Origin of the sequence: Streptosporangium nondiastaticum, from assembly GCF_003011965.1 — a bacterium.
Taxonomy (GTDB): Bacteria; Actinomycetota; Actinomycetes; order Streptomycetales; family Streptomycetaceae; genus Streptomyces; species Streptomyces nondiastaticus.
The window spans coordinates 1-12,558 of sequence record NZ_PXWG01000032.1; the positions used below are offsets into that span (position 1 = coordinate 1).

A 12,558-nucleotide genomic window follows, 5' to 3' on the forward strand; every position below is an offset into this window, starting at 1 on the left:
CAAGTGCCTTGTCGCCGTCCGCTACAAACGACGGCTCGAAACCCTCACCACGCAGCACAATGCCGAGCATCTCGGCCAGTGCGGTGTCGTCGTCGACGACAAGGACGCGTCCCTTCATATCGACATCCCAACGCCCGCGCCGTCGCAGGCTCGTCCAGCACGTCCCCGCCCGCCCGGTTCACATACGCGTCCAGCCGGGCCGCCGCGCTCCCCAGCCCCTCCCGGTAGAACGCGTACACCGCCGCGTACCGCGTCGGCAGATGCCCGGGATGCATGTCCCACCCCTGGTAGTACGCCCGCGCCAACGCCCGCCGCACCAGACCGAAGTGCAGCCGCCACGCCGCGTGCACCTGGGCCGTCGACCCCACCGGCAGCACGTTCGTCGACCCGTCCGACACCCGCACCCCCGTCCCCGCGGCCGCCACCTGCATCACGGCCTTCGCGTGGTCGGCCACCGGATGGTCCGGCGCCTGGTACGCCGCACCGACCCCGCACGACGCGCTGTAGTCGAACGTCCCGTAGTGCAGCGAGCCGACCCGCCCCGCCCCCGCGTCGATCATCCGCGCCACCGTGGCGCGCCCGTCCGCCCCGAGCACCGCCTGTGTGGTCTCGATCTGTATCTCGAAGCGGATGCGCCCCGGCTCCAGTCCTCGCGCCTTCTCGAACTCCCCCGCCAGTTCGGCCATGGCGGCGACCTGCTCCGCGTAACTCACCTTGGGCAGCGTGAGCATGAGCCCGGCCGGCAGCCCGCCCGCGTCCATCAGCCCGGTCAGGAAGATGTCCAGCGTACGGATCCCACGATCCCGGACAGCAGCCTCCAGACACTTCATGCGAATACCCACGAAGGGAGGCTGTCCACTCCCACCCCCGCCCTCGCCCCCGCCCATCGCAGCCACAAGCCCCGCCGCCCGCACCGCCGCCGCGTCCTCCTCCTCGTCGGACCGCGGCCCGTACCCGTCCTCGAAGTCGATGCGGAGGTCCTCCACCGGCTCCCGCAGCAACTTGGCGCGCACCCGCTCGTAAACCGGAACGGCAAGCTCCTCGGAGAGCCCGAGCACGCCGGCGAGCGAAGAAGCGTCGGGCGCGTGCTCCTCAAGCGCGTCCAGCGCCTGATCGCCCCAGAACCGCACCGTGTCCGCGGCGACGACGTCGGCGGGGACGTAGACGGTGTGGACGGGCTGCCGCGTACCCGTGTCGCCGGGGTAGCGGCGCGCGAGGTCGGCGTCGACGTAGGCGAGAGAAGCGCCGATACGTTCCTTCACCGCCCCCGTGAAGGTCGTCGCCACCAACTCCTGCCGCTGTCCCATGGCTGGCCCACCCTCCACGTTTCCGCTGCACGGAACCGACCGCCCGCGCGGGCGAAACTATCGACGCCACCGGGGCAGGTCAACAGGCAGGCCCCCGTACGCAACGGCGTACGGGGGCCTGTCCACGAGGGCGAAGGGAACGGATCAGCCCTTGCGCGTCTTGACCTCGTCGGTCAGCTGCGGGACGACCTCGAAGAGGTCGCCGACCACGCCGTAGTCGACCAGGTCGAAGATCGGGGCCTCGGCGTCCTTGTTGATGGCGACGATCGTCTTCGAGGTCTGCATGCCGGCCCGGTGCTGGATCGCACCGGAGATGCCCGCCGCGATGTAGAGCTGCGGGGAGACCGACTTGCCGGTCTGGCCGACCTGGTTGGTGTGCGGGTACCAGCCGGCGTCGACGGCGGCGCGGGAGGCGCCGACGGCCGCGCCGAGCGAGTCGGCCAGGGCCTCGATGATCGCGAAGTTCTCGGCGCCGTTGACGCCGCGGCCGCCGGAGACCACGATCGCGGCCTCGGTCAGCTCGGGGCGGCCGGTCGACTCGCGCGGGGTGCGGGAGACGACCTTGGTGCCGGTGGAGTTCTCGCCGAAGGAGACGGCGAGCTGCTCGACCGTGCCGGCGGCCGGGGCGGCCTCCGGGGCGGCGGAGTTGGGCTTGACGGTGATGACCGGCGTGCCCTTGGTGACGCGGGACTTGGTGGAGTACGAGGCCGCGAAGACGGACTGCGTGGCCACCGGGCCCTCGTCGCCGGCCTCCAGGTCGACGGCGTCGGTGATGATGCCGGAGCCGATGCGGACCGCGAGGCGGGCCGCGATCTCCTTGCCCTCCGCGGAGGACGGGACGAGCACGGCGGCCGGCGAGACGGCCTCGACCGCGGCCTGCAGGGCGTCGACCTTCGGCACGACCAGGTAGTCGGCGAACTCGGCGGCGTCGGCCGTGAGGACCTTCACCGCGCCGTACTCGGCCAGCGTCGCGGCGGCGGTGTCCGCACCGGCACCCAGGTGCACGGCGACGGGCTCGCCGATGCGGCGGGCGAGGGTGAGCAGTTCGAGGGTGGGCTTGCGGACGGCGCCGTCCACGTGGTCGACGTAGACGAGGACTTCAGCCATGGCGTTGCTCCTGCTGGAAAAGTGGGGCGGGTGACGGTTCGTTCGGGATCAGAGAGCTCAGATGAACTTCTGGCCCGCGAGGAACTCGGCGAGCTGCTTGCCGCCCTCGCCCTCGTCCTTGACGACGGTGCCGGCCGTGCGGGCCGGGCGCTCCGCGGCCTCGTCGACCTTGGTCCAGGCACCCTCCAGGCCGACCTCTTCGGCCTCGAGGCCGAGGTCGGAGAGGTCCAGGGACGCAACCGGCTTCTTCTTGGCCGCCATGATGCCCTTGAAGGAGGGGTAGCGGGCCTCGCCGGACTGGTCGGTCACGGAGACGACGGCCGGGAGGGAGGCCTCCAGCTGCTCGCTGGCGGCGTCGCCGTCGCGGCGGCCGGTGACCTTGCCGCCCTCGACCTTGACCTCGGAGAGCAGGGTGACCTGCGGGACGCCGAGGCGCTCGGCGAGCATCGCCGGGACGACGCCCATGCCGCCGTCGGTGGAGGCCATGCCGGAGACGACCAAGTCGTAGCCGACGTGCTCCAGGGCCTTGGCCAGCACCAGCGAGGTGCCGAGCGCGTCGGTGCCGTGCAGGTCGTCGTCCTCGACGTGGACGGCCTTGTCCGCACCCATCGACAGCGCCTTGCGGAGCGCGTCCTTGGCGTCCTCGGGGCCGACGGTCAGGACGGTGATCTCCGCGTCGTCGTCGGCCGCCTCCTTGATCTGCAGCGCCTGCTCGACCGCGTACTCGTCGAGCTCCGAGAGCAGGCCGTCCACGTCGTCGCGGTCGACGGTCAGGTCTTCGGCGAAGTGCCGGTCGCCGGTGGCGTCAGGCACGTACTTCACAGTGACAACGATCCTCAAGCTCACGCCGGCTCTCCTACTGCATCGTCTCTTCGTAGCTGCCTTGGCAGGCAGCATAGGCGCCTTGTGGGGCGGATTCCGCCCGATGCGGGCCGCGCCTCGAACGGAATGTTACTCGTCAGTACAGCGACCCGTTCCCCCGGACGCAAGGCCGGTCGGCTGTGATCTGTCCAACGCGCGGAACGCGGGACGTCTCAGTCCCGCAGACCGTTGAAGCGCCCCTGGTGGTAGACGAGCGGGCGCCCCGCTCCGGCGGAGTCGCCCGCGACGACCTCGGCGAGCACGACCCGGTGGTCCCCGGCGGGCACCCGGGCCACCACGCGGCACACCAGCCACGCCAGAACGCCGTCCAGCAGCGGCACGCCCTCAGGGCCGGGGCGCCAGCTCGTGGGCGGGGCGAAGCGGTCGGCGCCGCTGCGCGCGAAGGTCCCGGCGAGCTCCCTCTGGTGCTCGCCGAGTATGTGCACGCCGACGTGCTCGGCCTCGGCGAGGACGGGCCAGCTGGACGAACCGGTGCCCACGCCGAAGGAGACGAGGGGCGGCTCGGCGGCGACGGACGTGAGCGACGTGGCGGTGAAGCCGACCGGGCGCGAGCCCTGCGCGGTGATCACGGCGACTCCGGCGGCGTGCCTGCGGAAGACGGAGCGCAGCAGTTCAGGAGTGGCGAGGGAGGTGCCGAGCCCGGGCATGGCCGTCATGGAACTGTCCTTCTGCTGTTGGGTCGAGCCGGTCTGTACGGTCGTCACGGTCGTCGCGGGCATCGTCGTCACGGGATCGTCGGCGCGGGCACGGTCGTTGCGGACATCGTCGGTCCTGGCCACATAACGTCACACTGACGATTCGCGGTGCGGAGCGTCAAGGGCGGCCCTGGAGATGGGAGAGGGATCACTGGGGAGGGCCGGAGGGACGGGATTCCCGCGGCCGGTCACACCGCCGCCCCGAGCGCCGCGATGACGTCCGCCTTGCGCGGCTGGCCGGCGGCGCGGCGCACGACGCGGCCCGCGGCGTCGAGGACGAGGACGGTCGGCGTCGCGGTGATGTCCAGGGCCCGCACGAGCGCGAGGTGCGCCTCCGCGTCGACCTCGACGTGTGCGACCCCCTCGACCATGCCCGCGACCTGTTCCAGGGTCCGCCTGGTGGCCCGGCAGGGCTGGCAGAAGGCGCTGGAGAACTGGACGAGCGTGGCCCGCGCCCCGAGCTCCCCGCCGATGTCGGCGGCCCCCAGCCGCAGCCCGTCGTCGCCCTCGCGCACCCTCGGTCCCTCTTTCCGTCGCGCCTTTTCCGCTTTTTCGCATTTCCCGCGTTTCACTACATTTCCCCGCATTTCTACGAGTTCTGCGGGCCTCGCGGGTCTCCGCGTCCACCGGTGCAGCACCATGCGGCCCGGAGAAAATTCCTCGTTCCCCGCGGCGACGTGATGAGGATCTCCCGGCCTCGGGGCCGTCCTCGCTGGCACCCGGGCCGGGCATTCGGGCACGATCTGGCAGAAGCCGAACCCTACGGCCGCGTAACTTAGCCCGGGAGACCCCCCTCCTCCCCAGGCCCGGAAGGATCCTCCCCCGATGGCAGAGCTCGTCTACCCCCCGGTGATCGGTGTCGCCCGCACCATGTTCAAGGCGCTCGACCTGCGCTTCGACATCCAGGGCACCGAGCACGTCCCCGCGCGGGGCGGGGCGGTCCTGGTGAGCAACCACATCGGCTACCTCGACTTCGTCTTCTGCGGGCTGACCGCCCGCCCCGCCAAGCGGCTGGTGCGGTTCATGGCCAAGGAGTCCGTGTTCCGGCACAAGGTGTCGGGGCCGCTGATGCGCGCGATGAAGCACATCCCCGTGGACCGCGCGGCCGGCATGGACGCCTACAAGCACGCGCTGTCCGCCCTGCGCTCCGGAGAGATCATCGGGGTGTTCCCGGAGGCGACGATCTCGCAGTCGTTCACGCTGAAGAACTTCAAGTCCGGCGCGGCGCGGCTCGCCCAGGAGGCCGGGGTGCCGCTGCTGCCGATGGCGCTGTGGGGCACGCAGCGGCTGTGGACCAAGGGCCACAAGCGCGACCTGGGCCGCAACCACGTGCCGATCTCGATACGGGTCGGCGAGCCGATGACCCCCGAGCCCGGCGAGCACCCGGACACCCTCAGCGACCGGCTGCGCTCCCGCGTCCAGGAGCTCCTGGAGGCGGCGCAGCGCGCCTACCCGGTGCGGCCGAAGGACGCGGACGACACCTGGTGGATCCCGGCGCACCTCGGCGGCACGGCGCCCTCGCCCGACCTGGCGGCGGCGATGGACCGGCGCCGCTAGAGCGCACCCGAAGCGCACCCGGTCACGGAAAGGGGCGCCTGACGTCACGGCAAGGGGCGCCCGGCCGCACACGCGGCCGGGCGCCCTTTCGCCTTCGCCGGGCGGGCAGCTGCTGCTACTGCCGGCCCATCTCCTCGGCCAGGGCCGCCGCGAACGCGTCGACGTCGGCCTCGGTGGTGTCGAAGGAGCACATCCAGCGGACGTCGCCGGCCGCCTCGTCCCAGAAGTAGAAGCGGTAGCGCTTCTGCAGGCGCTCGCTCACGTCGTGCGGGAGCCGGGCGAAGACGGCGTTGGACTGCACCGGGTGGAGGATCTCCACGCCGTCGACGGTCCGTACGCGCTCGGCCAGGCGCGCGGCCATGGCGTTGGCGTGCGAGGCGCTGCGCAGCCACAGGTCGCCGCTGAGCAGGGCCTCGAACTGGGCCGAGACGAAGCGCATCTTGGACGCGAGCTGCATGGACATCTTGCGCAGGTGCTTCATCGCCCGCACCGCGTCCGGGTTGAGGACGACGACGCACTCGCCGAAGACCAGGCCGTTCTTGGTGCCGCCGAAAGAGAGCAGGTCCACTCCGGCGTCGGTGGTGAAGGCCCGCAGGGGGACGCCCAGGGTGGCCGCGGCGTTGGCGATGCGCGAGCCGTCCAGGTGGACCTTCATGCCCCGCTCGTGGGCGTGGTCGCAGATCTCCCGGATCTCCTCGGGCGTGTAGCACGTGCCCAGCTCGGTGGTCTGGGTGATCGAGACGACCTGCGGCTGGGCGCGGTGCTCGTCGTCCCAGCCGAACGCCTCGCGGTCGATGAGCTCGGGGGTGAGCTTGCCGTGCTCGGTGGGCACGTGCAGCAGCTTCAGCCCGCCGACGCGCTCGGGCGCGCCGCACTCGTCGACGTTGATGTGCGCGGAGGAGGCGCAGATGACCGCGCCCCAGCGCTCGGTCGCGGCCTGGAGGGCGACGACGTTGGCGCCCGTGCCGTTGAAGACGGGGAACGCCTCGGCGGTGGGGCCGAAGTGCCCGCGCATCACGTCCTGGAGGTGGGCGGTGTAGTCGTCCTCGCCGTAGGCGACCTGGTGCCCGCCGTTGGCGACGGCGAGCGCCGCGAGGATCTCGGGGTGGGCGCCCGCGTAGTTGTCGCTGGCGAAGCCGCGCACCTCGGGGTCGTGGCGGCGTATGGCGTCGGTCTTGCTGGTCATACCTGCGGAGTCAGCCACAGACGGGTTCCGTTCACTTCCTGGGCGGGCTTCTCCCAGACGCCGACGATCGCCTCGGCGAGGTCCTTGACGTCGGTGAAGCCCGCGAACTTCGCGTTCGGGCGCTCGGCGCGCATGGCGTCGTGCACCAGTGCCTTGACGATCAGAATGGTGGCGGCGGCCGGCGGCGCGCCCTCGCCCCCCGCCTTGCGGAAGGAGTCGGCGAGCGCGAGCGTCCACGCCTCGGCGGCGGCCTTGGAGGCGGAGTAGGCGGCGTTGCCCGCGGTGGGCTTGCTGGCGCCCGCGGCGCTGATCAGCACGAACCGGCCGTTTCCGCTGCGCTGGAGGGCCGGCTCGAAGGCCAGCGAGGTGTGCTGCACGGTGCGGATGAGCAGCTTCTCGAGCAGCTCCCAGTCGGCGAGGTCGGTCTCGGCGAACGTCGCCGAGCCGCGCCAGCCGCCCACCAGGTGGACCAGGCCGTCGATGCGGCCGAACTCCTTCTCGGTGCGGTCCACCCAGCTGCGGGTGGCCTCCAGGTCGAGGAGGTCGACGGTGTCACCGGTGACCGTGGCGCCGCCGTGGGCGTAGCGGGCGGCGTCGACGGCCTCCGCGAGGCGGGCCGCGTCCGCGTCGGCGGCGACGACCGTCGCCCCGGCCTCGGCCAGGCGCAGCAGCGTGGCGCGGCCCGCGGGGCCGGCAGCCCCCGCCACTGCCACGACGGCGCCGTCCAGCGGGCCGTTGCCGTTGGTGGGAGTGCTCATGGTCGTCTCCTTCGTCTGCTCGCTCACGCGGCCACCCGCTCGGCCTTCGCCGCGGTGATCCCCTTGGTCGAGGCGATCACGTGGCGCAGCTTCTTGGCAAGCGCCTCGTAGAACATGCTGAGCGGGAACTCGTCCGGGAGCACGTCGTCCACGAGCTTGCGGGGCGGCTGGGTGAGGTCGAGGGCCTCGGGGCCCTTGGCCCAGACGGAGCCGGGGTGCGGGGGGAGGTAGGAGGAGACCAGCTCGTAGGCGGCGAGCCAGTGGACCAGCTTGGGGCGGTCGATGCCGTCGCGGTAGAGCTTCTCGATCTCGCCGCAGAGCTGGTTGGTGATCCGCGGGGCGCGGTCCCAGTCGATGTGGAGGGTGTTGTCCGTCCAGCGTACGACGTCGTGGCGGTGGAGGTACGCGAAGAGGAGCTGGCCGCCGAGGCCGTCGTAGTTGCGGACGCGGTCACCGGTGACCGGGAAGCGGAACATCCGGTCGAAGAGGACGGCGTACTGCACGTCGCGGCCGTGCGCGTTGCCCTCGGCCTCCAGCTTCACGGCCTCCTTGAAGGCGGTGAGGTCGCAGCGGAGCTCCTCCAGGCCGTACATCCAGAACGGCTGCCGCTGCTTGATCATGAAGGGGTCGAAGGGCAGGTCGCCGTGGCTGTGGGTGCGGTCGTGGACCATGTCCCACAGGACGAACGCCTGCTCACAGCGGTGCTGGTCGCCGACCATGTCCTGGATGTCGGCGGGGAGCTCCAGGCAGAGGGCGGAGACGGCGGCCTCGGTGACGCGGCGGAAGCGGGCCGCCTCGCGGTCGCAGAAGATGCCGCCCCAGGTGAAGCGCTCGGGGGCCTCGCGGACGGCGATGGTCTCCGGGAAGAGGACGGCGGAGTTGGTGTCGTAGCCCGCGGTGAAGTCCTCGAAGGTGATGCCGAGGAAGAGCGGGTTGTCGTAGCGGGTGCGCTCCAGCTCGGCGAGCCACTCGGGCCAGACGACGCGCAGGACGACGGCCTCGAGGTTGCGGTCGGGGTTGCCGTTCTGCGTGTACATCGGGAAGACGACGAGGTGCTGGAGGCCGTCGGCGCGCTGCGCGGCGGGCTGGAAGGCGAGGAGCGAGTCCAGGAAGTCGGGCACGCCGAAGCCGGCCTCGGCCCAGCGGCGCAGGTCGGCCACGAGGGCCTCGTGGTACGCGGCGTCGTGCGGCACGAGCGGCGAGAGCTGCTCGATCGCCGTGACGACGCGGTCCAGCTGGGCCCGTACCGCCTCGCCCGGTGGTGCGTCCTCCGCGGTGAAGTCGATGGAGCCGTCCCGGGACTGCCACGGCCGGATTGTTTCCACGGCGTCCTTGAGCTCGGCCCACGCGGCGTGATCGATCACCGGCTCGGCGGTCGATTTGTCGGCCCGTATCGCCGTCGACGCAAGGATTTCCGTCATGGCTGCTCCTCCTCGGGAGAACTTGGCGTTAAGACACCGTATCCGTGCACGCTTCTCCTGCTCAAGAGGGGAGGCCACAAATTATCCTGCCGACCCCCAGGTCAGGCCGCCGTTTTTCCTGCACGCCTCCGCCATACGTGTTCCCGGATCCACAATTCCGACACATCGGCCCCAGCAGTCACGTGCACTGTCCTAGTCGAGTTCCGGCCATTCCCGGCCGTCCGGGCGGCCCCGGGCCCGCTCGCCCGCATCCTCCGGGCCTACCCGCCCGCCGCCGGTGAATTCACGAACGTGCAACAGTCTTCCGGTATGCGGACGGTCGGTGATCTGACCTGGACAGACCGGTGATCACGCTGCCAGTCTCGCGCCATGCCCGTCGCCAACCGGCCCACGCGCCGCACCGCCGCCCCGGCCGCGCCCTCCCCCGCCCGCCGCACGGCCCCGGCCGCCGCCTGCCTCGCCGTCCTCCTCGCGGCCGCCACCGGCTGCGCTCCCCAGGACGACGACGGCTCCGGCTCCTCGAAGTCCTCCGCGGCGCCGCCCGCCGCGGCCGCCTGCACGAAGGGGAAACTGGCCACACAGTTCCCCGGCAAGCTGACCGTGGGCACCGACAAGCCCGCCTACGCGCCCTGGTTCGCAGGCGACGACCCCTCGAACGGCAAGGGCTTCGAATCGGCCGTCGCCTACGCCCTCGCCGAGCGGCTCGGGTACGACCGGGCCGACGTGGTCTGGCAGACCGTGCCCTTCAACACCGCCGTCGCCCCCGGGGCCAAGAAGTTCGACGTCGACCTCAACCAGGTCTCCGTCAGCGACGAGCGCCGCCGCGCCGTCGACTTCTCCTCCGGCTACTACGACGTCCGCCAGGCCGTCATCGCCCTGAAGGACTCCCCCGCCGCCAAGGCCAGGAGCGCCGACGACCTCAAGCACGTCAAGCTCGGCGCCCAGGTCGGCACCACCAGCCTCGACGTCATCAACGACGTCATCAAGCCCGGCGAGAAGCCCGCCGTCTTCCAGAAGAACGACTACGCGAAGACCGCGCTCAAGAACGGCCAGGTCGGAGCGATCGTCGTCGACCTGCCGACCGCCTTCTACATCACCTCCGCCGAGATCGAGGACGCCAAGATCGTCGGCCAGTTCGAGGCCGGGGGCGGCAAGCCCGAGCAGTTCGGTCTCGTCCTCGACAAGGGCAGCCGCCTCACCTCGTGCGTCAGCGGCGCCGTCGACTCCCTCCGCAAGGACGGCACGCTCGCCCGGCTGGAGAAGAAGTGGCTCTCCGAGGCCGCCGACGCCCCGGTGCTGAAGTGAGCGCCGGGGAAGCGGCCGCCGGGCCCGGGGACGCCGCGCCGTCCCTGGTGAAGGACACCGCCCCGGACACCTACACGCCTTCCGCGCGCCGCCTCGAACGGGAGCGCTTCAAACGGACCCGGGCGCGCCGCGCCACGGCCGTCGCCGCCTGCAGCACCCTGGTGACGGGCGCCGTCCTGTTCCTGGCCGTCGTCAACTCCCCCGGCTGGCCGCGCACCCGTGAAACGTTTCTGAACGGGCACTACGCGCGCGAAGCGCTGCCCAAGGTCCTGGAAGGCCTGTGGCTGAACCTCCGCCTGCTGGTCGTGTGCGGAGCGGCCGTGCTCGTCCTCGGCCTGCTCATCGCCGTCGCCCGCACCCTGCGCGGGCCGGTCTTCTTCCCGCTGCGCGCGCTCGCCACCGCCTACACCGACTTCTTCCGCGGGCTGCCCCTGGTGATCTGCCTGCTGATGGTCGTCTTCGGCGTCCCGGCGCTGCGCCTGCAAGGAGTGACGACGGACCCGGTGCTGCTGGGCGGGACGGCGTTGGTGCTGACCTACTCGGCGTACGTCGCCGAGGTCTTCCGCGCGGGCATCGAGTCCGTGCACCCCAGCCAGCGCGCCGCCGCCCGCTCGCTGGGCCTCAGCGCCCGGCAGACCCTGCGGTTCGTCATCCTCCCGCAGGCCGTGCGCAGGGTCGTGCCGCCGCTCCTGAACGACCTGGTCTCGCTGCAGAAGGACACCGGGCTCGTCTCGATCGCCGGCGCGGTCGACGCCGTCTACGCGGCCCAGATCCTTTCGAGCAAGAGCTTCAACTACACGCCGTACGTGGTCGCCGGGCTCATCTTCGTCGCCCTCACCATCCCCATGACCCGCTTCACCGACTGGGTCACGGCGCGGACGGACCGCCGGCGGGCACAGGGAGGGATCGTATGAGCACGCAGCCCGTGCTGCGCCTCGAAGCGGTGCGCAAGACGTTCGGGGGCACGGTCGTGCTGCGCGACGTGGACCTGGAGGTCGCCCCGCACACGGTGACCGCCCTCATCGGCGCCTCCGGCTCCGGCAAATCGACGCTGCTGCGCTGCGCGAACCTGCTGGAGGAGATCGACGACGGGGCGATCCTCCTCGACGGCGAGGACATCACCGACCCGCGCGTCGATCCGGACACCGTCCGCCGCCGCATCGGCGTCGTCTTCCAGGCGTACAACCTCTTCCCGCACATGACCGTGCTCGACAACATCACGCTGGCCCCGCGGCGGGTGCACGGCGTCCCCCGCGCGGAGGCCGAGGAACGGGCCGGGGAGCTGCTGGAGCGGCTCGGGCTGGGCGGCAAGGCGGGCGAGTACCCCGACCGGCTCAGCGGCGGCCAGCAGCAGCGCGTGGCGATCGTCCGCGCGCTCGCGGGCCGGCCGCGGCTGCTGCTCCTGGACGAGATCACGGCGGCCCTCGACCCCGAGCTGGTGGGCGAGGTGCTGGGCGTCGTGCGGGACCTCAAGGACGACGGCATGACGATGGTGCTCGCCACGCACGAGATGGGCTTCGCCAGGGACGTCGCCGACCAGGTGTGCTTCCTGGACGGCGGGGTCGTGCTGGAGCGCGGCACGCCCGAGGAGGTCTTCGGCCGGCCTCGCGAGGAGCGCACCAGGCGGTTCCTGCGGCGGATCGTGGAGGCGGGCCGGCTGTGAGCCGTCCGTGAGGGGCGAGGCCTCGGAGCGAGAAGGGCCCTCGAAGACGGAAGGGTCCCCGAAGTGAGAAGGAGTAAGGGGCGCTGCTCAATGACCAGCGCCCCTTACAGTGCCGTCAGGCCAGTTCCTTGATCAGCAGCTCGAACTCCAGGTCGTCGCGCTGCGGTATGCCGAAACGCTCGTCCCCGTACGGGAACGGGCTCATCCGCCCGGTGCGCCGGTAGCCCCGGCGCTCGTACCAGGCGATCAGCTCGTCACGCTGCTTGATGACGGTCATGTGCATCTCGGTGGCGCCCCACTCGGCGCGGACGAGCCGCTCGGCCTCCGCGATGACCACCTTGCCGAGCCCTCCGCCCTGCATCTCCGGGCTGACGGCGAACATCCCGAAGTACGCGTGCTCGCCCCGGTGTTCGAGCTGGCAGCAGGCCACGATGCGGCCGTCCCGCTCGACCACCAGCAGCCGGCTCGCCGGGTCCGTCACCACGGCCTCGACTCCGTCGGGGTCGGTGCGCTGGCCGTCGAGCAGGTCCGCCTCGGTCGTCCAGCCGGCGCGGCTCGCGTCACCGCGGTAGGCCGACTCGACGAGCGCCACGAGAACGGGCACGTCGTCGACGGTCGCGTCCCGGAAGCTCGTCTCGGTGCTGCTGATGGTGTCCATCGTGTTCCTGGGGTCCTCT

The 12,558-nt window shown here is 71.6% G+C and carries 13 protein-coding genes and 1 pseudogene; 4 read left to right on the plus strand and 10 right to left on the minus strand.

Features of this window, described 5'->3' with window-relative positions:
* The 6 genes and pseudogenes from B7P34_RS38590 to B7P34_RS14805 form a co-directional block, all read right to left on the minus strand.
* Positions 1-79 (minus strand): annotated as a pseudogene (locus tag B7P34_RS38590) (DNA-binding response regulator); the annotation flags it as partial.
* Positions 45-1,307, minus strand: a complete 1,263-nt coding sequence (locus tag B7P34_RS14785; RefSeq protein ID WP_146166821.1) for a DUF6986 family protein — start codon at positions 1,305-1,307, stop codon at positions 45-47. The gene B7P34_RS14785 and the pseudogene B7P34_RS38590, both read right to left, overlap by 35 nt.
* A 144-nt stretch (positions 1,308-1,451) precedes the next feature.
* Positions 1,452-2,414: an electron transfer flavoprotein subunit alpha/FixB family protein gene (locus B7P34_RS14790; RefSeq protein WP_106676649.1), complete on the minus strand. Its 963-nt coding sequence runs from the start codon at positions 2,412-2,414 to the stop codon at positions 1,452-1,454.
* 57 nt (positions 2,415-2,471) lie between these two features.
* On the minus strand, positions 2,472-3,236 hold the full coding sequence (locus B7P34_RS14795; RefSeq protein WP_286157477.1) for an electron transfer flavoprotein subunit beta/FixA family protein: 765 nt from the start codon (positions 3,234-3,236) through the stop codon (positions 2,472-2,474).
* A 212-nt stretch (positions 3,237-3,448) separates the two neighbouring features.
* On the minus strand, positions 3,449-4,075 hold the full coding sequence (locus B7P34_RS14800) for a flavin reductase family protein (protein WP_223267856.1): 627 nt from the start codon (positions 4,073-4,075) through the stop codon (positions 3,449-3,451).
* Between the two features lie 104 nt (positions 4,076-4,179).
* Positions 4,180-4,506, minus strand: coding sequence for a thioredoxin family protein (locus B7P34_RS14805; RefSeq protein WP_223267857.1), 327 nt, complete (start codon positions 4,504-4,506; stop codon positions 4,180-4,182).
* A 310-nt stretch (positions 4,507-4,816) separates the two neighbouring features.
* On the opposite strand from B7P34_RS14805, the gene B7P34_RS14810 reads away from it, so the two are divergent.
* The gene (locus B7P34_RS14810) at positions 4,817-5,548 is read left to right on the plus strand and encodes a lysophospholipid acyltransferase family protein (protein WP_106676655.1); all 732 of its coding nucleotides are present in this window, start codon (positions 4,817-4,819) and stop codon (positions 5,546-5,548) included.
* Between the two features lie 115 nt (positions 5,549-5,663).
* Here the strand turns inward: B7P34_RS14810 and B7P34_RS14815 are convergent, their stop codons facing one another.
* The 3 genes from B7P34_RS14815 to B7P34_RS14825 are packed head-to-tail and all read right to left on the minus strand — an operon-like array spanning position 5,664 to position 8,913.
* Positions 5,664-6,734: a threonine aldolase family protein gene (locus B7P34_RS14815; RefSeq protein ID WP_106676657.1), complete on the minus strand. Its 1,071-nt coding sequence runs from the start codon at positions 6,732-6,734 to the stop codon at positions 5,664-5,666.
* Entirely contained in the window at positions 6,731-7,492 is a 762-nt protein-coding gene (locus B7P34_RS14820) for an SDR family NAD(P)-dependent oxidoreductase (RefSeq protein ID WP_106676659.1), read from the minus strand. The genes B7P34_RS14815 and B7P34_RS14820 overlap by 4 nt, the downstream gene beginning before the upstream one ends.
* Before the next feature lie 23 nt (positions 7,493-7,515).
* Positions 7,516-8,913 carry a DUF6421 family protein gene (locus B7P34_RS14825; RefSeq protein ID WP_106676661.1) on the minus strand — a complete coding sequence of 466 codons (1,398 nt, stop codon included), beginning with the start codon at positions 8,911-8,913 and terminating at the stop codon, positions 7,516-7,518.
* 369 nt (positions 8,914-9,282) lie between these two features.
* Here B7P34_RS14825 and B7P34_RS14830 point away from each other — a divergent pair, with 369 nt between their 5' ends.
* The 3 genes from B7P34_RS14830 to B7P34_RS14840 are packed head-to-tail and all read left to right on the plus strand — an operon-like array spanning position 9,283 to position 11,881.
* Positions 9,283-10,218 (plus strand): ABC transporter substrate-binding protein, encoded by a 936-nt coding sequence (locus tag B7P34_RS14830; protein WP_106676663.1) that lies wholly within the window; start codon positions 9,283-9,285, stop codon positions 10,216-10,218.
* Positions 10,215-11,132 carry an amino acid ABC transporter permease gene (locus tag B7P34_RS14835; RefSeq protein ID WP_106676665.1) on the plus strand — a complete coding sequence of 306 codons (918 nt, stop codon included), beginning with the start codon at positions 10,215-10,217 and terminating at the stop codon, positions 11,130-11,132. The genes B7P34_RS14830 and B7P34_RS14835 overlap by 4 nt, the downstream gene beginning before the upstream one ends.
* Complete coding sequence (locus tag B7P34_RS14840; protein WP_106676667.1) at positions 11,129-11,881, plus strand: amino acid ABC transporter ATP-binding protein; 753 nt, start codon at positions 11,129-11,131, stop codon at positions 11,879-11,881. Before B7P34_RS14835 ends, B7P34_RS14840 begins: the two co-directional genes overlap by 4 nt.
* Positions 11,882-11,996: 115 nt before the next feature.
* Here the strand turns inward: B7P34_RS14840 and B7P34_RS14845 are convergent, their stop codons facing one another.
* Positions 11,997-12,539 carry a GNAT family N-acetyltransferase gene (locus B7P34_RS14845; protein WP_106676669.1) on the minus strand — a complete coding sequence of 181 codons (543 nt, stop codon included), beginning with the start codon at positions 12,537-12,539 and terminating at the stop codon, positions 11,997-11,999.
* Positions 12,540-12,558 lie beyond the last annotated feature (19 nt).

Bases quoted from the DNA above. Each gene is read 5' to 3' on its own strand.
- B7P34_RS14815 (WP_106676657.1), bottom strand. From the start codon at position 6,734: ATGACCAGCAAGACCGACGCCATACGCCGCCACGACCCCGAGGTGCGC.
- B7P34_RS14830 (WP_106676663.1), top strand. From the start codon at position 9,283: ATGCCCGTCGCCAACCGGCCCACGCGCCGCACCGCCGCCCCGGCCGCG.
- B7P34_RS14820 (WP_106676659.1), bottom strand. From the start codon at position 7,492: ATGAGCACTCCCACCAACGGCAACGGCCCGCTGGACGGCGCCGTCGTG.
- B7P34_RS14840 (WP_106676667.1), top strand. From the start codon at position 11,129: ATGAGCACGCAGCCCGTGCTGCGCCTCGAAGCGGTGCGCAAGACGTTC.
- B7P34_RS14785 (WP_146166821.1), bottom strand. From the start codon at position 1,307: ATGGGACAGCGGCAGGAGTTGGTGGCGACGACCTTCACGGGGGCGGTG.
- B7P34_RS14810 (WP_106676655.1), top strand. From the start codon at position 4,817: ATGGCAGAGCTCGTCTACCCCCCGGTGATCGGTGTCGCCCGCACCATG.
- B7P34_RS14825 (WP_106676661.1), bottom strand. From the start codon at position 8,913: ATGACGGAAATCCTTGCGTCGACGGCGATACGGGCCGACAAATCGACC.
- B7P34_RS14790 (WP_106676649.1), bottom strand. From the start codon at position 2,414: ATGGCTGAAGTCCTCGTCTACGTCGACCACGTGGACGGCGCCGTCCGC.
- B7P34_RS14845 (WP_106676669.1), bottom strand. From the start codon at position 12,539: ATGGACACCATCAGCAGCACCGAGACGAGCTTCCGGGACGCGACCGTC.